Genomic DNA, 21,067 nt, shown 5'->3' with positions numbered 1-21,067 from the left:
CCCGAAGGGAATCTGCTGTTGTCAAATTCGTGCGCAGCACGAACTCTCTGAAATGCAAGTCCCTATCCTTATGCGCCCCATGCAAAGGGTAGGCCTAGCAAGTGCTTCGTGACACGATCCCGAAGTCCTCCCAAGTTCGACGCCACCAATCAAGCAAAAGGCGCACCCAAAACTCGCACAAAGCACGAACCGAAGACACCAGGGCATTCACGCCGACGTAGAAAAGCGCCAAAGTGGCGCACCATACCAGCCCAGTGCAACGCCCCGGGTTCATACAATCGATACGTCACAGGGCTGAAAGCCCGGCCTATGTAACTGGGTTACGATGTACCCCAGGTTCAAACGAGCGCACGAAAAAAAAACTTCCCCCAAAATTGCGTTGGATTTAATCGAAAAAGCGCATAATGGGAGCGACAACAAAGCAATCGACAATCAGGAATCACAAATGCGCAATAGAACTGTACAAAAGCGCATCAAAACGGCGCGAAATTCGTCCATAACCGCCACACCAGCATAGGTTTAGAGCCAAAACACTTACCCCACCCCCCTCAACGGATCTTGCACGCATTTCACCCCAAAAGCCAGGCAATCCACAACCTAAACTAGGCCCAACCAACCCCTCCACGGTAAAGTGAACACAAGCCGTGGCCAACCCAACCAACACATCCGAAACACCAGCGCAAAATCCAGGGGCAGACAACCTAACCCCCTTCATGCGCCAGTGGACAGCCGCCAAGCAGGAGAACCCGGACACCCTCCTGTTCTTCCGCATGGGAGACTTCTACGAGCTCTTTTACGACGACGCCGTCATCGCCGCCCGCGAACTCCAGATCACCCTCACCGCCCGCGACCGCGAACGCGCCATCCCGATGTGCGGCGTCCCCTACCACTCGGCGGAAGGCTACCTGCAGCGCCTCCTCCGCAAAGGCTTCCGCATCGCCATCTGCGAACAGATGGAAGATCCTAAGCTGACCAAAAAGATCGTCCGGCGCGAAGTCACCCGCGTCCTAACCCCAGGCACCGCCCTCGACACAACGCTGGGCCAGGAACAAAACAACTTCCTCGCCGCTTTGCATCAAGAAGGCCAGACCTCAGCAATCGCCCTGCTCGACCTCTCGACAGGAGAGTTCAGAACCGCCGAATTCACCGGACCCGAAGGACACAGCCAGGCGCTCGACGAGCTCCTGAAGGCCCAGCCAAGCGAACTGCTGCTGCCCAACTCGGCGCCAGTAGAATTCGCCGCCGAAATCGACCGCAACGGCGACAAAATCATCGCCCGCACCAGAATCGACGACTGGGTCTGGACCCGCGACTACGCCGTCCCGCTCGTCCAGCGCAAACTAGGTGTGCAGTCCCTCGAAGGCTTCGGTCTGCACACGCATCCCGCAGCAGCCATCGCAGCCGGAGTAGTCCTCCACTACGTCCAATCGACCCAAAAGCTCGACGCACTCCACCTCGACTCGCTCCGCTTCACCGAGCGCTCCACCGAACTCCAGCTTGACCCAGTCACCGTCCGCAACCTGGAATTAGTCGAGCCGCTGATCTCAGGGCAAGACACGCGCTCCACGCTCTTCCACACCCTCGACTGCAACTGCACCCCGATGGGCAAGCGCCTTTTAAGGGCCACCATCCTCCGCCCTCTGTTCGACGCCACAGCCATCAACGCCCGCTACGAGGCAGTCGCCGAAGCGCTTGGCAACCTGATGCACCGCGAAGAACTCCGCCGCAGCTTCAACGGCATCCTCGACCTCGAACGCCTGCTTTCGCGCCTCTCGCTCGACAGCGCCGGCCCAAGAGACGTAGCAGCCCTGGCCGCAAGCCTCGCCAAGCTGCCCAATGTCCAAAACGCACTGAAGGTATTCACAGCACCGAAGTGGGCCGAGCTGACCCAAAACCTCGACCCGCTCATCGATATCACCAGCCTCATCCAGAACACGCTCATCGCCGAGCCACCACTGACGCTGGCCGACGGCGGAGCCATCGCCGAAGGCGTCTCAGCAGAGCTAGACGAGCTACGAGCTATCAGCCACAGCGGCCGTTCCTCCATCGCAGCCATCGAAGAGCGCGAACGCCAGCGCACAGGTATCGGCTCACTGAAGGTCCGCTATAACTCCGTCTTCGGTTATTATATCGAAATCAGCAAATCGAACCTGGCCAACGCGCCCGCCGACTACGAACGCAAGCAGACGCTGGTTAACGCCGAACGCTTCACCACTCCTGAGCTCAAGGACTACGAAACCCGCGTCCTCAGCGCCCACGACCGCAGCATCGAAATCGAAAAGCAGCTCTGCACGCAGCTCCGCCAAAGCGTCCTGGAAGCAGCCAGCCGCATCCGCCGCGCCTCAGCCATCGTCGCCGAAGCCGACTTACTCGCCAACTTCGCCCACTTAGCCAGCATCCGTAACTACATCCGTCCCGAACTCACCGAAGAACCAATCCTCGAAGCAGTAGCCGCGCGCCATCCAGTCATAGAGAACTGGATGACCGAGTCCAACACCAGCCGCTTCATTCCCAACAGCCTCTACCTGCACGGCAGCAACGGCGAGAACGCCGAGCCAAGCCCGCCGCCAAGCCTGCTCCTCATCACCGGCCCCAACATGGGCGGCAAAAGTACTTACCTCCGTCAGGCCGCCATGCTCGTCCTCATGGCTCAGATGGGCTGCTACGTTCCCGCGGCCAAGATGCGCTACGGCCTCGTCGACCGCATCTACACCCGCATCGGCGCCAGCGACAACGTAGCCCGAGGCCGCTCCACCTTCATGGTCGAGATGACCGAAACAGCTACGATCCTCAACACGGCAACAAGCAGATCTCTGGTCCTGCTCGACGAAATGGGTCGCGGGACTGCAACGTTTGATGGCCTCTCGCTCGCCTGGGCCACCGTCGAATTCCTCCACGCCGAGATCGGCGCGCGCACACTCTTCGCCACGCACTACCACGAGCTAACTCTGCTCGCCGAGAAGCTCCCGCGAGTCCAGAACCTGCGCGTCGGCGTAAAAGAAACACCATCCGGCATCGTCTTCCTGCACTCGATCGAACCCGGCGCAGCCAGCAAGAGCTACGGCATCGAAGTCGCCAAACTGGCAGGCCTGCCCAAGGCAGTCCTCGAACGCGCCCGCCATATCCTGCGCCAGCACGAGAAGCAGGAACGCCGCAGCGTCCAGGTCGAAGCGACAGCCGCAGCCGAACCCATGCAGATGACCATTTTCACTCCGCTCTCGCAGCGCATCGTAGACCGCATTGCCGAAACCGACATCAACTCACTCACTCCCTTGCAAGCCCTGAATCTGCTAGAAGAGCTAAAGCAGGAGCTGGGCAAACCATGACCGCGAACATTCGCCAGGCAGCAGGCAGCGTATTAGTCGTCGGACTCGCAGGTACGGAGCTCAGCGGCCTGGAACGCGCCTGGCTCAAGCTGATTCGCCCTTGCGGCATCATTCTCTTTCGCCGCAACATCGCCGATGCTGGTCAGACGCGAGCCCTGCTCGCCGAAGCCACTTCGTTCTGCGCGTCGGCCAACATGCGCTGCGTCGACATCGAAGGCGGCACAGTCGACCGGCTCCGCGATGCCGTTGCGCCCATGCCTTCGGCGCAAGCCGTCGCCAGCACCGGCAGCCAAAAACTGATGGAGCAGCACGGCGAACTGATCGCCCGCGAAGCACTTGCGGTCGGCTTCAACACCACGCTTGCGCCAGTGCTCGATCTCGCTTTGCCTGCCTCCGCTGCCGTCATGGGCACACGCGCCGCAGCCGCATCACCGCAGGCTGTTACGGACTATGTCCGAGCCTTCCTCAACGGCCTTGCTGCGCATGGCGTCTCAGGCTGCGGCAAGCACTTTCCTGGACTTGGCGGAGGAACGCTGGACTCGCACCACGCCACGCCGGAGATTCAGCGAACCTATCGCGAACTTTGGAACGAGGATCTCGTTCCCTACCGCGAACTTGTTCGAGAGCTGCCGATGGTGATGGTGAGCCATGCGGCATTCCCGAAGACTCGCAGCAAGAATCTTCCGGCCACGGCTTCACCCTTCTGGCCGACGACTGTGCTGCAGAAGCGGATCGGCTACAAGGGCCTCATCTTTTCCGATGATCTAGAAATGGGTGGGATCCTGAACTACGCGCCGATGGAAGAAGCGGCGATCCTGGCTCTGCGCGCCGGCATCCACATTCTCGAAATCTGCCATAGCCCGGAACTGATTCTGCGCTGCTACGAATCGCTCATCCGCGAGGCTGAACGGTCCGCAAGCTTTCGGAACCTGCTGCTGGAACGCTCGGCAACCGGAGGCAGGCTGCGCAAGCGGCGCTACAGCGTGCCACCCTCGCGGGCGCATACTGCGAAGCAACTCGACAAACTGCGCGATCAGGTTCTTGGCTTCCGTGCTGCCGTGGAAAAGGTGCAAAAACCATGACGCGGATTGCGCAACGTGCCACGCCGATTGCACATCGTACGACGCGGATTGCGCATTGGGCAGTCAAACAATACTCAAGTAAGGACGCTGATTGCGCATCTGCAAACGCGGACTCCACAGACACGAATTGCCCGGAGGGGAACGGATGATCGTGGCAGGCATCATGAGCGGAACCTCGGCGGATGGCATTGACGTGGCCCTGACGAGAATCCAAGGGAGCGGCGACGGCTATCCAAAATTGAAACTGCTGGCTCACGAGGCATTTTTGTTCCCGGCTGCGTTGCGCAAGGCCATCCTCGGAGCCATGAATGCCCAGGCCACCTCGACGGCTGAGCTGGCCCGGCTGAACTGGCGTCTTGGTCTCGCCTACTCCGAAGCGGTTCAGAAGACCCTGGCCAAACACCCCTTGAAGCTGGACCTGATCGGCTGCCACGGCCAGACGCTCTATCACCAGGCCACACCGCAAAGCTATGCAGGCAAAAGGTTTGCGTGTACCTGGCAGGCTGGAGAGGCAAGCATTCTGGCTGGAGAGCTCGGCGTCCCGGTAGTCTCGAATTTTCGCCCAGCGGACATGGTTGCCGGCGGACAGGGAGCGCCGCTGGTACCGCTGCTCGACTACGTTTTCTTCCGTCACGCCAAACGCGGTCGCGTCCTGCAGAACATTGGCGGCATCGCCAATTTCAGCGCCATCCCGCCATCTGCTGGTCCGGAGGACGTCCTGGCCTTCGACTCCGGCCCCGGAAATATGATCATCGACGCGCTGATGCTCAAGCTTTACGGCAAGCCTTACGATGCGAGTGGCCGCATTGCAGCGAGCGGGACAATTCTCGAAGCTGTTTTGCTTGCATCACTTAAAGGAAGATACTTCAAGAAGAATCCGCCGAAGACTGCGGGGCGGGAAGAGTTTGGCCGCGAATATGCCGCGGCATTTCTAGCCAAATGCCGTAAAGTGAGCCAGCGGAAACAGGACGCAATCGCGACCGCAACGGCGCTTACCGCTGCTTCCATCGCGGACGCTTATCTCCGCTTCGCGCTCGACCACATGCGGGGTGCGCAGGTGGATTACACCGTCTCCGGCGGCGGAGCGTGGAACCAGACGCTGATGGGCCAGCTGGCTGATCGGCTCGAGCCCCACGGTTGTAAGGTCGGCAAGACGGACGAATTCGGTCTTCCGGCAGAAGCGAAGGAGGCAGCGGCATTTGCGCTGCTGACCTGGCAAACCTGGCACGGCAGGCCGGGCAATCTGCCGTCCGCGACCGGCGCGAAACGGCCGGCGATTCTGGGGCAGATCACCTATGCCTAGATCCCTGAACCGATTTTTCACTCTCATCATGGCATGTGCTTTGCTCTGCTTTGCGGGGTGCAGGGGTGGAAACGCCCGCAGGGACACGGTTGTGTTCCTGATCGAAACCAGCCCGACCAGCCTTGATCCCCGGATTGGTGTCGATGCCCAATCGGAGCACATTGACGAGTTGCTCTTCGATGGACTCGTGGTTCGCGATGCCAGCTTTCGTGTGGCTCCTGGGCTTGCCGAGCGGTGGGAGCAGCCCGACCCGCTGACCATCGTCTTCCATCTACGGACAGGCGTTCAGTTCAGTGACGGGAGTGCGTTGACCTCGCGCGATGTGGTTTGGACGCTGAACTCCATGCGTGATGGAACTGTGATTACGCCGAAGTCGGGTAGCTACGCAGCGATTGCCAAAGTGGAAGCGCCTGATGCGGCGACTGTCGTGCTGCATCTGAAGAAGCCGGACAACTTCTTGCTGACGAACCTGTCTTCCGGTGCAATGGGAATTGTGCCCTACGGCAGCAAGCGTGATTTCTGGCAGCATCCGGTTGGGTCGGGGCCGTTCCGGTTTGTCAGCCAGGAGATCGATAAGGAAGTGGTGATCGAGCGCAATCCGCGCAGCTGGGAAACGACGGCACAGGGTAATATTCAGCGCGTCCGGTTTGCCGTGGTTCCGGATGTGACGACGCGGGCGCTGGAGCTACGCAAAGGCTCGGGCGATGTGGCGACAAACTCCATTGTTCCAGATATGCTGCCAGTGCTGGCGGCGCAGAAAGATCTGCAGGTGGAGAGTACGGGCGGAACGCAGGTGCAGTACCTGGCCTTCAATACCGTCGATCCGGTCCTGCGCGATGTGCGGGTTCGTCAGGCCATTGCCTGCTCGATCGACCGCCAGTTGATTCTGAAAACGCTGTTGGCCGGAAGAGCGCGTCCTGCGGTGAGCCTGCTGCCGGAGGGCCATTGGGCGTGGACAGGCGACGTGGCGCGGTATGACTACGATCCTGCGCGATCGCGGGCCCTGCTTGAATCTGCCGGTTACCGTGCCGATAAGCATGGTGTTCGCGTTCATCTGACGATGAAAACCAGTACGGATGATGGAACGCGACTGCTCGCGGCTACGCTTCAGCAACAGCTCGCTGCCGTGGGCATAGACCTGCAGATTCGGAGTTATGAGTCGGCTACGTTTCTACAGGATCTGAACCGTGGATCCTTCCAGATGTACGGGCTGCGTTGGGTTGGCGGCAACGAGCAGCCGGATATTTTTACCACGCTGAGCACGGCGCGTATTCCTCCGAAGGGACCGAATCGTGGGCGCTACAGCAACCCGGTGATGGACAAACTTCTGGACGATGCCAGCCAATCGACTGACCAGGCGCGGCGCACGGCGGATTATGTTCAGGTCCAGCAGATTCTTGCTCGCGATCTGCCTGCGATCAATCTCTGGTATCCCGATGCGGTGGTTGTACACGACCGGAGACTGTCTCAGATTGCGCTCAGCCCCTCTGGAAGCTACGACTTTCTGCGGACTGCGCACTGGCAGCCATAATCGATAACTCTCGAAGGTCTCCAGAAATATCCAAATTTGCTCTTGCTATTCCCATGAGCGGCGCCTGTTCTCCATCGCTCTTCAGACCAGTCGATGAGGTGCGATTTGCCTTGTTTTTTCTCCGCTATGCCCTAGTAAATGGTTTTAGCCTGACATCTGATCCAGCTCCGGTCATGGTTGCCTGTGCACTTTTGGCGTGATAGCTTGGGGCATGAAGTTCAATAAATACAAGTTTTCGGTGTTCACGCTGGACTCAGCAGAGGGCGTGTTACGACGCCATGACCGCTATCTGCGTGTTCCTCCGCAGACGCTGCTGTTGCTGACGGCACTCCTGGAGCGGGCGGGATCCGTGGTGAGCCGTGAAGAGTTACGGAAGGTACTTTGGCCCGATGGGGACGTGCTTGAACATGATCACGCAATTAACCGTGCGGTCAATTATCTGCGCGCGGTGCTTCGCGACAACCATCGGGAGCCGATGTTCATTGAGACGCTGCCGAAGAGGGGATACAGATTTGTTGCGCCCGTGACGCGGACCCTGGAAGAGGCAGAGATGGTGGACCCAGTGGTTGAAGCGGTAGTTGTGGTCCCGTTGCAGGCATCGACAAGCGGCGCCCAGGATGCGGTGTCCAGGGGCGGCTTGTCGCTCACCCTGCTGGGCAACGAAGGGCATGAAATCGAAGATATTTCGCCGCAAGTGGCTGGGGCTGGACCAGAATCAGCTGTGGCCGGTCGGGTTGACGTAGAGACGACCGAAGTTGAATCCAATCCGGGATTGCCGCGTTCCGGTGCGGGAGGGCGGCGAGGATTCCTTGCCCATTTGTCGCAGCGTTTTCGGCAGGCTCCGGCGGCGTACGGGGTGAGCGTGTTGCTGCTGGTTGGGCTGGGAATCTTCCTCGCGATGCAATGGCCGCGCCGGAACAGTGGCGGGGAAATGACGATGGGAGTACTCCCGTTCGTGACGAGCGGGTCGGACGCGCCGCAGCTGGCGGGCGCCATGCGAGCGGAACTTACTGACACATTTTCGCAAATGCCGGGGTTGCTGGTGCATGCGCAACACTCTCTCGATGGCGTGCGTCAGGATGATCCCAATTTGTTCGTACTGGCGAAGTCGCTGCGCCTGGATCTCTTGCTGCTGATCGGGCTGTCGGCTGACGAGAACCAGTGCGCCCTCAAGGTTGAGGTGATACGAACCCGGGATGGAGCGCATCTGGCTTCGTTTCACTACTCTGGAGCGCCGCAGGATCTGCTGGCTTTGCGCAGCCAGGCGCAGCGGGATATTCTGTCGCGTCTGCATCTGGATGGGAAGGCGACAAATTCGGCCGGTACCGAGAGTGCCGCGGCCTACCGGGATTCTCTGCGCGCGTGGAGCAGTGCCAGCAAGGTGTCTCCAGCTGGGCTCAAGGAGGCACAGGCGCTTTACCAGGGAGCCATTCAGCAGGACCCCGGGTTTGCCCTCGCTTATGCAGGACTGGCTTCGGCGTACCTGAACCTGGCGAGAACGGAAGACCCGGTGGAGAATCTTCGCGAGGCGAAACTGTTCGCTGAGCGTGCACGAACGCTGAATCCGCGGGTAGCCGAGGCGCATGCGGTGCTGGCCTGGGTGGCGATGCGCCGCGACTGGAATATCGCGCTGTGTGAGACCGAGATGCGCACGGCAGTGGAATTGCAGTCGAGTGACGCTTCTTATCATGCGCTGCTGGCCGAGTGCCTGGGATACGAAGGCCGGGGAGACGAGGCTTTGCGTGAGATCGAGCTGGCGCGGGATGATGATCCTCTTTGGCCGCAGGTGAATGCGATGGATATTTTTGTCTCCGGCGTGACCCGGCAGTATGAGCGCGGGGTGGACGTTGCGTGGCGCAATGTCGCTGAGCGGCCTCACTCGACCTCGGCGCGCGCGCTTCTGGCCTGGTCGCTCTTCGATGCGGGCCGGTATGAAGAAGCGATTCACGAGTGGCGCGAGATGGCTGTGATGGAGAAAGATACCGCGCGGGTTGCGCTGGAGGACAAAGGGCTGTCGGAGCTGCGGCGCGGCGGCCCGAAGGCTTACGCCGAGGTCCGATTGGGCGCGATCGAACATCATCCGGAATGGACGAAGTCGCATCCTGGCGATTTCGCTCCCGAGGAGTGGTATGCGTACGTCGGCGATCGCGACCGTGCTATAGCCGCGCTGGAGCAGGTGGTGGCGCGGCGCGAGCCGTCGGCCATCAACATGGCGGTCAATCCGATGCTGGACAACCTGCATAGCGACCCCCGGTTTCTTTCGATCCTGAGTCGTGTTGGGCTTTCCTTGCCTGCTGCTCCGCATACACCACCGCTGAGGGCTTCGCTGGACCGCCAGCCCGATCGTTAGCCTGAGCTCTGATGGGATGGCCGTTGCCGTGACGGATATCTTCGCTGAGAAATGCGTGCCGCATCGATGACTCGATGCGGCACGGTTGCTTGTGGGTTACTGGACGGTCACCGCAACGGTCGTGGTGTTGACGATGGTTCCGGTGGCGCTGTCCTTTCCTGTGACGGTGAAGGTGTAGTTCCCTGCTCCGGGGGGTGGCGTGGTGACGGAGTGGCTGCTTCCTCCGCAGCCGGTGACCATCGCGATGCCCACTGCGAGAAGCAAAAGCGTCATCAGGGAGGTACGGTAGCGCCGGAGGGCCGGGATCCACAGCAGCAATCCGGCAACCGCGATGCCTGCCGCGGCGGGGACCAGCATGCCCGGCTTTGTGGAGCGAAGCGCGGCCGAGGTGCTGGTGGTGGTGATGGTCATGGTTGCCGTGACGGCGCTGGTTCCCGTAACGGTAACACCGCTTTGTGAGCCGAAGGAGCAGGCGGCATCACTGGCAGCGCCGGTTGGGGCGGACGCTTCGGCGCAGGTCAGATTCACCAGTCCGGTGAAGCCTCCAGATGGGGTGACGGTGACGGTGGACGTACCGGATGAGCCTAGGCTGGCGATCGTGACTGCAGTACCGGTGAGGCCGAAGCTGGCCGGAACGGTGGCTGCGTTGACGGTGAGTTGGATGGTTGTAGTTGCCACGGTCGTACCACCGCTCGTGGCGGTGATGGCCAGCGTGTAAGCTCCTGCGGTCGTGCTGGAGGAGGTTTGGACCGTGAGCGCCGCAGTTGTTGCTGTTGCGCCGGTGATTGAAGTAGTGGCCGCCGGGCATGTGGGTGCCGAGACAGCGCCGGCCGGAGCTGCGGAAACAGTGCAGCTGAGGCTGACTGCGCCGCTAAAGCCGCCGGCGGGAGTGAGGGTGATTGTCGAGGAGCCGGTGGCGCCAGGACTGGAGACGGTGACTGCGGTACCGGCGATGCTCAGCGAAGGCACGGCAACTGCATCCACTTTGACCGGAATCGTGGTGGATGCGGTGACCTTGCCGGTTGTATCGGTTCCCGTAACGGTGAGGCTGTAGCTTCCGGCCGCGAGGGTCGAGGCTGCATGGATCGTGAGCGTCCCCGAGCCGCCGGAGGTTGTGGCCGTGATCGAAGCTGCGTCGCAGGTGAGTCCTGTGCCGGAGCAGGTGAGAGCCACCGACCCGGCGAAGCCGCCCGACGAGGCGAGGGTGATACTGGACGTGCTGCTCGCGCCGGGTCCACCGGTGATCTCAACCGGGGTGCCGCTGAGAGCGATGGCTGGAACTGGAGCATTGACGGTGACCGGGATGACGGCAGTCGAGGTGAGTTTGCCGGTTGCCGCATCGGTTCCGACGACCGTCATGGAATAGCTGCCGGACGGGGTCGACGCCGAGGTGGTGATGGAGATGCTCGCGGTGGCCGCTGCGGTGCTGGTCACATTGGCGGTCGCTGAGGTGCAGGCAGGCATTTGAGCTGCCTGGGCTGGCCCAGTGATGGAGCAGGTGAGATTGACCGTTCCGGTAAATCCGCCGAACGGGGTTACGGAGATCGTTGCCGAGGCGGAGCTGCCTGCGCTCGGAATGGTCACACTGGATGGACCGCTGACGCCGATACTGGGTGTTGGCACTCCGGTGACGTAGATCGCCACTCCATTTGAGGTGGCGGAGCTGTAGTTGGTGTCACCGCCGTAGACTGCCGTAACGCTGTTGATGCCGTTTTTCTTGAAGAGTGTTCCCGGAATGGTTGCGGTGCCGATGGCAAGATCGGTGCCGTCGTTCGCGTTGATGCCGTACTGCATGGTTGCCGTCCCGAGAAGAGTATTGCCGCTCATGAAGGTGACGGGACCGGATGGCTCTGCGCCGATGCTGTCCGTCACGAGCGCGATGGTGAGCGTAACCGTGCCGGAGTAGGCCACCGACGATGCGCTGGCAGAAAGCTGCGAGGAAATCTGCGCCTGTGTCACGGTGAAGTCGACTGGAGAACTGACGCTTGGGTTATAGCTCTTGTCGCCGGAGTACGAGCCTTCCAGCTGGTAGGAGCCGGGAGCGAGCGCAGTCTGGCTGAGGCTGCTGAAGGAGGCAGTTCCAGCGCTGTTGATGCTTACGGGAGTGCCAAGCTGCTTGCCCTGGTTGCTGTAGGTGACTGTGCCGGTGGGAATGCCGTTGTCCCCGCTTGCGGCCGTCGTACTGGCCGTAGCGAAGAGGTAGGAACCGTAGGGAACGGTCGTGCTGGATCCGAGCTGGTGGGCGGTGGATGCGTCATAAAACTTGACCGCCAGCGAAGTGATGCTGGCTTCCGGCCCAATGGTGACAGAGATGGGATTGGACTTGCTGGGTGCGAAGTTGGTGTCACCTGCGTAGTAGGCGTATAGGTTATAGGTGCCGCCCGGCAGATTGTTGAGCGTGCCGGCCACGACGCCGTTTGAAGAGGTGCCTGAGTTGACTGGATAGAAAGCAGTCGGTGCGCCGCTGCCCGGCATGACGGAAACATCGCTATCGCTCACGAAGGTCATGTCGCCCGAAACCGAGGCGCCGGGATTGATCGCGACGTTGAAGCTGAGTGGATCGCCATGCGTGGCGTGAATGGGAGCGGTTCCGAGCGAGGACGCGGTTGATCCCATTTCGAGGTTGGAGGTTGTGGGCTGGTACGCGACGCTGGGCCAATCGCTGACGAGATTGCTGGCGTTGATGGTTCCAAGTCCGGTGGCCAGATCGTAGCCGGTGGCAGTGTTGTATCCGGTGAGGTAGCCGTTGGCATTGCAGTTCGGGCTGCCGGTGTAGCAGGCCACGGAGTTGTTGCCGATGGTTACATCGTTGAAGTCGGCCGGCTTATGCTCAGCGAGCTGATACAGGGTGGGATTGACGTTGCCGAGGCGTCCGCCGATGGACTGGCTGACCAGGGCAAGCATGCCTGCGAAGGCTGGTGCAGATGCCGAGGTACCGCCGATGCCGGATAGCGTCGTGTTGCCGGTCGGTTTACCGTTGGAAAGCTGGCAGTCGGTGAAGGTCGTGTTCCCACCCAGGTCGGCATCGTCTCCGCAAATGCCCCAGACGGCGAGGTTGAATCCGTTGGAGGCAAAGAGCGAGACATCAGGCACATCGCGCGCGCCATCGGCGGGAGTCAGATTCGCCTGGTAAGAGGGCTTGGCGTAGCCGCCAAGACAGTTGCCGCTGCTGTCGATAGTACTGCAGGAGCTGACGCCGCCTCCGCCGCCGATGATATCCGAGCCCTGGGACGAGGGTTGATTCATATCCAGCGTGGTGTTGACCGTTGTGGAATCGTTCCAGACCGACTCCGGGATATAGCCGTTGACACTGGCGTAGTAGGGGGCGACGCCGCCACTGGCGTTCATGTACTGCGAAAAAGAGGACGGATAGTTGGAGGTCAGGACAGAAAAGTCGGTTCCGCCAACGGCCGTCGCATAGGGGGTTGAGGCGAGACCGCTGACCGCCAGCCCGTATTGCGCGTAGCCTTCGGTGTTGTCGTTATCGCAGTTCGCCGATCCGCTGTCGCCGGAGGAGACGGTGACGCTGATGCCCTGCGCGGCGGCCTGTTCCCACATCTGGTAAATCCCGAGGTTGCCCGCAGTTCCCTGTGCAGCCTCGCATCCGCCGAAGCTCACGTTGAGGATGTCGACGGCGTTGTCATCGAGCGCGCGCCAGATTGCGAGGAAGAGTCCTGACTGCAGATCGGTGCTCTGGGCTGTATAGAAATTGATCTTCGCGCCCGGAGCCAGACCACCGAGGATTTCGTTGTCGAGAAGCGCTTCGCCGGAATCGCCGTTGAGACCCGGGTCGTTGCCGTCGATAATGACGCTGGGCAGGTGGGAGGCTGAAGTGTCATTGAGGAAGAAGGCGCGGTAGTTGGCGACGTTCTGCATATTGAAGTTGGCATCGCCGGCGATACCCACGGTTACGCCCGCGCCGTCGAGGGTCTTGCCGGTGAAGTTGGGGTTCAGCTGCGCGTTTGGCGTGTTGTAGAGGATCGCCGCATCCGCAGGGACCATGTAGAGGGCTTGATACCCGTTCGGATCGGTCCATGTGATCTGGCCTTTGACGCCTTTGGCGTCGGCGTTCAGGTGCGCGGGTTTTCCGAGCACGCTGTGGGACCTTGGCGTGAAGTTGTTGAGTTGGGTGATGCCTGCAACCACCGGGGCAAGAGCGGCTGGAATCTCCGGATCGGATGCATTGGCGAAGTGTTCTTCACCGTTGACGCGATAGCGATGGATCGAGGTGTGGAAGGCCTGTTGCACAGCTCCGGCGGTGCCGGAGAACTCGATCAGGTTGCGGGACTTGGCGACGCGGCCGATGGTGAAGCCGTAGGAGCGGAGCCAGGACGAAATGGTTTCAATGTCCTGATCGGAGGCGCCGTAATTTGCTCCGAACTGCTCGGGGGTAAGCCATTTGTGATAGCTGGCAGAATTCTTGTCCTTGAGGTCGGCGAGATATTCGCGAAGAGCCTGGGCTTGTGTGGGGCTCTGCTTCAGAACTAGCGTGAGACGGGCAGCTGGAGTCGACGCGGCAACTGCTCCCTGATCGAATTTCTTCTGGGCAAGAGGATGCGTGTTGCCCTTGAGAGTAATGCGGTTACTATCATCCACCACTGTAGTGATGCGCTGGACCGGAGAGGGCCGTGAAGGCGTTGTGGCAGCGCCAGCGGAAAGAGTACTGATAAGAGCGAGGGAAAGACCCAGGGAAAGAATGACTCTGCGTAGCATGGCTATCCTTTGGCTGTTAGGCGAGACTAAGGGAGATTTGACCTCGACTGCCACAGCTAGAAAAATGAAATGCGAGATCGTGGATGAACGTCGCTGGATGAGTTTGCGGACGCTGGATTCGATATTTGGAACAGCAACAGATATTGAAGCCAGAGAACCGGCGGCGCTGTGAGGCTGCCGCCAGTCCGCGGACCAGGAGCTACTGCAGGGTCAGGTTGACGGTGGAGCTCTGGATGATGCTGCCGGAGGTTACCGTGACGGTGAAGGAGCTCTGCCCGGTAATGACCTGCTCGATGGCAGTCGCAGTGCCCGCGGAGTTGTGGGTGCTGTCTCCCGCGTAGCTGGCTGTGATGCTGTGGCCGCCAACGGCGAGAGTGCTGATGGAGAGTTGTGCGGAACCATTGCTGATAGTGCCCTGTCCGATCTGCGTGCCGCCGTCAAAGAACGTCACGCTACCAGTGGCCTTGGTTGCGCCCGTTCCAGTGAGTGCAGCGGTGAGAGTGACTGAGCTGCCACTTGCGCTCTTGATCGCCGAAGAGCTGACGTTCAGCGTGGTCGCCTGCGGGCCGTGATTGGAACTGCCGCCGCAGCCTGCGAGCGCAGTTGCTCCGGCTGCTCCGGCCAGAAGGATCAGCACTACCATCCACGCATTGCGACGTCTCCGGGCAGGGATGCCGAACATGACCAGCGACGCGAAGGCGATTGCGCCACCAGCGACTGGAAGTACGGACCGGCGCAGCATCGAGCTGGTTCCGCTGGAGGACGGGGGTGGAGTGGCTATGGTCAGTGTCGACTGCATCGCGGTAGAGCCCAGCGTGCCGCTCGCAGGCGAAAAGCCGCAGCTGACGCCAGGTGGCAGATTACCGCAACTCAGGCTGACGTTGCCCGTGTAGCCGAAAAGCGGTGTGATGCTGACGCTCTCCGTGGCCGTGGATCCGGCGCTGACAGTGATGGCGTTCTGATTGAGCGCCAGAGTCAGCGAAGGTGCTCCGACTACAACTGAAACCGCAGTCGAGGTGGCAGCGTTGAAGTTGCCGTCGCCTGCGTAGCTGGCGGTGACGGTGTAGCTACCCGCGGCGAGCGTTGAGGTGTTGAGTGTGGCGATACCGGTGGCACTGAGCGGAGCCGAACCAATCGAGTTTGCCCCGGAGAAGAAGTTCACGATTCCGGTCGGGACTGCGCTGTTGCCGGAGGTGACGGTGTCGGTCAGGGTCAGGGCAGCGCCTGCATCCGTCTGGGCCGCCGAAGAGGTGAGAGCCTGGTTGACGTTGGCTTTGGAGACGGTGAAGGCGGCAGTGGCTGTGCTCGGTGCGTAATCATTGGAATTGGTGGGAGTGAAGGTCGCGGTCAGCGTGTACGATCCAGCCGCCGGCAGGGTTGCGCCGGAGTTGATCGCGATTGCCGCCACTCCAGCCTGCTGCGCCGTATAGGTGATGGAGCCAGGGATGTTGTTCTCCACCTGGGCATCGAGCGCGCCGGCAGGAATACCGGTGCCGAAGACAGCGGTTGAGCTGCCCGGAGACCAGTCCAGCTTAGTGGCGATGGTGCTGTTGGAACCCGACAGGGTTACCGCAGGCGAGGTGGAAGCGGCATTGGAGCTGTCGCCGAGGTAGCTGGCGGCGAGCGTTTCCTGCTCGCTGGAACTGCCGTAGAGGGCCACGTTGGAGTACTTCTGTGTCCAGAGCGAGCCGAAGAGCATTGCTCCGACAGTGCCCGTGGCTGGTTCGTTGACGAGGATGCCTGCGTAGCCATTGCCGGCAAGGTTAGCGGTCACAACCTGGTAAGGCGAGCCTTGCGTGTTGATGAGCGTGGTGCCCCAGAAGTTGAAGAGCGATTCCTGGCCGTTGCCGTAAATTACCGACACCTGGTTGTAGTAGCTATCCGCTACGACTATGTCCAGATTGCCATCGTTGTTCACATCGCCAAGGGCAACGCTGTTTGGCCCAGGGAAATACGTTGGCGGACCGTTTTGACTATAGGCTGCCGGGAAGGTCTGCGGCCCGGAGAAGGTTCCGTCGTGATTGTTGATCAGGACGGCAATCTCTCCGTTGTCGTAGATTGGCGCCACGATATCCGGGTAGCCATCATTGTTGACGTCGCCGACAGCTCCGGCGCGCGTTCCGAGGCCGGTCGCATACGTCGTCGCTGCCTGAAATGTCCCGTCGCCGTTGCCCAAGGATACGATCACATCACCGTCGAGGTGGCTGAAGGAAATGAGATCAGCCTTGCCGTCGCCGTTGAGGTCGGCGGTGATGAGATGCAGTGCTAGCGATGGCGGCTCGGTGGACGCCAGGTTCGGAATCGTCGCCGGTGCGGGATTGAAGGTACCGTCGCCGTTGCCGGCATAGATCTGAATCGATGCAGTACCCAGACCCGGGTCGTTTACCAGCGCCAGATCCTGGACTCCGTCGGAGTTGAAGTCAGCCGTAACAATGTCGCCGAGGATGGCGCCGCTCGCTCCGGGTACATTCGGAACACGCAGCAGTTGGCCCTGGCGGAAGGTGCCGTCGCCGTTGCCGAGCAAGATGACTACGGCGTTCCCGTTGCCAAAGCTGATGGCCACGTCCACTACGCCGTCAGCATTGTAGTCGCCAGCCGTGATGCTGCTGGGAACGGTGATCGTTGGGTCCGCTGTCACGACTGTGCCGGTCGCCGTCTTGAAGGTGCCGTCACCGTTGCCAAGCGACACCATCAATTGGGTAGCCAGTGAATCGCTGGCGGCGGCGAAGTCGGGGATGCCGTCGCCGTTGAAGTCGGCAGAGACAATCACCGGGTTCTGGCTGCCGGAAGCTGCAGGGAGTTCAGGCGAGACCCCTGGGACTGCGGTTGTAGGGTCGATGGTTGCGGTCTTGAGGTTTGCGCTTAGGCTGGGCTCGTTGAGGGTGAAGGTGCCGGTGGGCGCGATGCCGCCCTCTGCCAGGACCGTTGCGGTTACATCGTAGTTGGTGGCAATAGTTGCGTTTGGTGCTGCCGTCAGAGTGGTGCTGGTCGTCTGTGGTGCTGCGGTGACGATGATGGGAGGCGTCACGTTGCCGGTTGGATGGAGAAGATTGCCTGCGCCGCTATAGATGCCCAGGATGACGTGCGTTCCAGCACTGAGCCGCGTTACGAACTTGGCCGTTCCTGGTGTGCTGCCGGCTGCCGGACTGAGACCGACGACCGGGACCACAGCCAGGGGCTTGCCGTTATCCGAAAACTGCACGCTGCCGAGACTTACTGGGACTCCGCCTGCGGTGAGCGTGGCCACAATCGTTACCGGCTGGTTGCTGGTTGCCGAGGTTGTGCTGGGGGTGATGGTCAGCGTCGTCGGCGCATCGCCGGAAACGCTGGTCAGCGACCCGGCGCTGGTGGTGGATGGAAGGAAGTTGCCGTCGCCTGAATATGCGGCGGTGATCTGGTCTGCGCCTGCGGGGATAGCTGAGGCATTCACGGTGATGGTTGCCGTGGCCGTCCCTTCGCCGGATATGGGATCACCACCCGGAATTACGTTTGTTGTACCAACGGCGGTACCGTTCAGGGAGAAGACGACCTGCCCTGTCGGCGGCACTGCACGGCTGCTGGTGGTGACTTTTGCCGTCAGGGTCACCGGGGTTCCGATGGCGACAAGGCTTGAGCTGGCCGAGGCCGCAATGCTCGTTGGAGCCTTGACGACGTTGTAGGTCTGCGTGACGGGCGTTCCTGCGTTGTAATTCGGATCGCCGCTGTAGGTGGCTGTAATGTTGAAGGCGCCGATCTGAGCGACCTCAACCTGATAGGTGGCCGCGCCGTTGGTGAGCGGGACGTTGGCCAGCGTTGTGCCTCCGGAGGTAAATGCAACGCTGCCTCCTGGCGCTGTTACCCCTGTCGCGGTCGAAGGACTGGTGACGGTCATCGTGGCGTTGAGGTTGGCTCCGTAAGGGATGTTGTTGCCGGTGACAGGCAGAGCCGCTCCGGTGTAAACGTCACTGGCGCTGAAGCCCAGGGTATTGATGGCTGTCGCCTCGGCTACAACCAGGGCAACCTGCGTGGAAGAGCTGTTCTGCAGACCTCCCTCGCCGATGTAGTTGGCGGTAATGCTGTAAGCGCCCGGCAGCAGGTTCGCTACCTCCTGACTGAATACGCCGTTGACTACCGGGATCGATACCTGGTTTTGCTGCGCACCAATGATCGCAACTGTGCCCGAGGCCATAGCCGCGCCGGAAGCAGGCGTGACGGTGCCGGAGATGATGATTGGCTGACCGTAGGTCGGATTCGTGCTCGATACGCTGAGAGTCGTGGTCGTCGGTACCGTGGCACTGGACAGCGTGGCCCACTGGTTGACGAGATTGGCTATGTTCATCGAGCCGAGGCCGGTGACCGGGTCATAGCCAGGATTCGAGTTGAATGCCGACAGCACGCCGATGTCGCCACCGGGGCCCTGCTGCGGACCGTTGATGCAGTTGGGGCTGCCGTCATCGCAGGGGGTGGAGTTGGTGCCAACGGTGATGTCGTAGAATACGCAGCTATTGCCCGAAGCCTGATCAGAGGAGGCGTTGCAGGCGCTGGTCTGAGACTTGTTGGGCGAGGTGGTGGTGCCGTATTCCTGTTGCGCCAGAGCATACAGGAAGGAATTGGCAAGACCTTGCGAGGAAGAAGTCTTCTGATTGACCAGCGCCATCACGCCCGCAAAAGCCGAGGCTGAATAGAGCGTGCTCCCGGTGGCGAAATACTCGACCGAGTCGGGGTTGGTATAGTCGCAGGCGGGTACCTGCTGATTGTTGACTACCCCGGACATGCAATAGAGATAGCTGCTGCGGAATGTGCCGGTGCCACCGAAGAATGAGACATCCGGGATGTCGCGAACATTGTCGTTGGGAACGCCGGCTACGTTTGCCTGCCAGTCAGGCTTGGGATAGCCGGCGACGCAGTAGGCGCGGGTGGGATAGGCCGCTGGATTGAACGTGGTGCATGTGCTTGCACCGCCTCCGCCTGCCTGGGTGGACGAGAGGTATTGGTTGGGTACATTGACATCGTCGCACCATTGCGCGGGAGTCTGATCGCCGGAAGTTGCGCCGAAGGCAGCAAAGACCTGCGGGCTGGCGCAGGTGCCGTTCCAGGGAATTTCAGGAATGTAGGAGAGCGCCGAAGCCTGGGTGGCTGGATCGTTGGTTGCGCTCCAATACTTGGTGGGGTCGCTGATATTGGAGGGAAAATCCGTACCGCCAACCGCTACATCGAAGGGCGTGGAGGCAAAGCCATTTACGGCCCGGCCATTGTCCACGAGATTGAAGAAATAGATGTCGCACGCCGCCGCGCCGCTGTTGCCAGTAGCCGTGACGACGGTGATGCCTTCGGCGGCTGCCTGCTGCCATGTCTGATAGACAAAGAGATTGCCAGCCGGACCGAGGGCGCTTTCGCAGCCAAGATTTGTATCGGTGATGACAGGCGCTACAAGATTGTCGACCGCATAGGTCATAGAGAGGAAATGCCCGTCAGAGACTGCGGTTCCGGCAGTAGTGACCAGGTCGATTGTGGCGTTCCTGGCGATTGCTCCGGCCCATTCAACTGCAGCGGTGGCGTCAATCTGATCGCCGTCCTGGGTCACGCCGGGATCGTCTCCGCCGTGAATCGTATTGATATGTGCTGCCGGCAGACCAAAGCTGCTACGGAATTGATCGATGTCGCCAAGGGCCACGTCGCTGTAGCCGAGAACGGCAATCTGCTGGCCAGTGCCATCCACGCCCGCGTCCCAGAGCGGCTTGATGTTGTAGATCGTGGCGAAATCGTAAGGTGTGAGAGGGTAGATCGGGGCTCCGTCATTGGGATTTGTAGTGGTCAGGCTGGGGCGAGCCGTTGCATTTTGGGAGTTATTGCCTTGAGCCTCCGATGCCAGCGCTTTGCTAGCGGACGCATCCGCGACGACCGACCAGGTCTTCGTGTGCTTGTCGAACTTGACCAGGCTCGCGGCGCGCGAGGTGGGCTGTGAGGGAAAGTTGTTCAGAGAGGCGATACCTGCAACCACCGGGGCCAGGGCTGCGGGAATTTGCGGATCCGCCACATTGGCCGTGTAAACCTTGCCGTTCAGGGCAAAGGAATGAATCGACGTATGGAACGCGGTCGCAACCTGCCCGGCGGTGCCCGAGAACTCAATCGTGCTGCCGGCGCGAGAGATTGTCGCAACTCGGAAGCCAGAGCTGGTGAGCCAGTTCGTCACAGTTGCAATGTCGTCTGCGGCAGGACCATAGGTGGCTCCGATCTGCTCAGGAGTCAGCCATTTGCGATACGTCTTCGACCCGGGGCGCTCCATTTCAGCAATCGCCTTGGTCAAGGCTTTGTCCTGCTCAGGCGCACGCTTCAGCACGAGCAACATGCGGTTAATCGGGGTCAAGTCAGGCGCCGCGCCGTGATCAGCGCTGTGGCTCACCATAGGATGGACGCTCCCATAAAGGGTGACGCGGTGATTGGCGTCAACAGGAGCGGTAATGCGCGGAGCCGGCCGGGATGGCCCAGCCGCGTTGGCAAGGACCGGTAGTGCCGCAATCATGGCAAACACAAGGCTGTAACCAGCAAGAAGTTTCCGTAACATGGCGTCCTATCAGTGCGGCCCCTGGAATGGGTAATAGCCCATCCGCCGCCTCGAAGAATTTTGGGATAGAGAACGATGGGACTGTTCGGCCGGGATTGCTTGAGAGCAGCCGAAGACAGGTTGATTGACTTCTCAGAGCCGTCCATCCGGTCTGCTTGGATGGCTGGGGTACTGCTATGCGATGGGACCGTGGAATCCCTCTCAGCAATGAGCGGATG

8 protein-coding genes are annotated in these 21,067 nt (G+C 60.9%); 6 read left to right on the top strand and 2 right to left on the bottom strand.

The features are described 5' to 3' along the window. Positions 1-713 precede the first annotated feature (713 nt). The 5 genes from mutS to AC5S27_RS11680 all read left to right on the top strand — a co-directional run bounded on the left by mutS (position 714) and on the right by AC5S27_RS11680 (position 9,592). Positions 714-3,326 (top strand): DNA mismatch repair protein MutS, encoded by a 2,613-nt coding sequence (gene mutS, locus AC5S27_RS11700; RefSeq protein WP_493937306.1) that lies wholly within the window; start codon positions 714-716, stop codon positions 3,324-3,326. Next, positions 3,323-4,408 carry a beta-N-acetylhexosaminidase gene (nagZ, locus tag AC5S27_RS11695; RefSeq protein ID WP_493934739.1) on the top strand — a complete coding sequence of 362 codons (1,086 nt, stop codon included), beginning with the start codon at positions 3,323-3,325 and terminating at the stop codon, positions 4,406-4,408. Before mutS ends, nagZ begins: the two co-directional genes overlap by 4 nt. A 145-nt stretch (positions 4,409-4,553) precedes the next feature. Then, positions 4,554-5,711: an anhydro-N-acetylmuramic acid kinase gene (locus tag AC5S27_RS11690; protein WP_493934738.1), complete on the top strand. Its 1,158-nt coding sequence runs from the start codon at positions 4,554-4,556 to the stop codon at positions 5,709-5,711. A gap of 91 nt (positions 5,712-5,802) precedes the next feature. Beyond that, positions 5,803-7,242: an ABC transporter substrate-binding protein gene (locus AC5S27_RS11685; protein ID WP_493934737.1), complete on the top strand. Its 1,440-nt coding sequence runs from the start codon at positions 5,803-5,805 to the stop codon at positions 7,240-7,242. Between the two features lie 211 nt (positions 7,243-7,453). Next, positions 7,454-9,592 carry a winged helix-turn-helix domain-containing protein gene (locus AC5S27_RS11680; protein ID WP_493934736.1) on the top strand — a complete coding sequence of 713 codons (2,139 nt, stop codon included), beginning with the start codon at positions 7,454-7,456 and terminating at the stop codon, positions 9,590-9,592. 96 nt (positions 9,593-9,688) lie between these two features. Here AC5S27_RS11680 and AC5S27_RS11675 read toward each other — a convergent pair whose 3' ends face one another. After that, positions 9,689-14,305 (bottom strand): protease pro-enzyme activation domain-containing protein, encoded by a 4,617-nt coding sequence (locus tag AC5S27_RS11675; RefSeq protein WP_493934735.1) that lies wholly within the window; start codon positions 14,303-14,305, stop codon positions 9,689-9,691. A 37-nt stretch (positions 14,306-14,342) separates the two neighbouring features. On the opposite strand from AC5S27_RS11675, the gene AC5S27_RS11670 reads away from it, so the two are divergent. Beyond that, positions 14,343-14,477, top strand: coding sequence for a hypothetical protein (locus tag AC5S27_RS11670; RefSeq protein WP_493934734.1), 135 nt, complete (start codon positions 14,343-14,345; stop codon positions 14,475-14,477). Between the two features lie 27 nt (positions 14,478-14,504). Here AC5S27_RS11670 and AC5S27_RS11665 read toward each other — a convergent pair whose 3' ends face one another. Then, the gene (locus AC5S27_RS11665; RefSeq protein WP_493934733.1) at positions 14,505-20,849 is read right to left on the bottom strand and encodes an Ig-like domain repeat protein; all 6,345 of its coding nucleotides are present in this window, start codon (positions 20,847-20,849) and stop codon (positions 14,505-14,507) included. Between the last annotated feature and the right edge of the window lie 218 nt (positions 20,850-21,067).

The sequence above is a fragment of the Acidicapsa borealis genome (assembly GCF_059115245.1).
The sequence above is the reverse complement of the archived record's forward strand: the minus strand, read 5'-3'. Positions and strand labels throughout refer to the sequence as shown.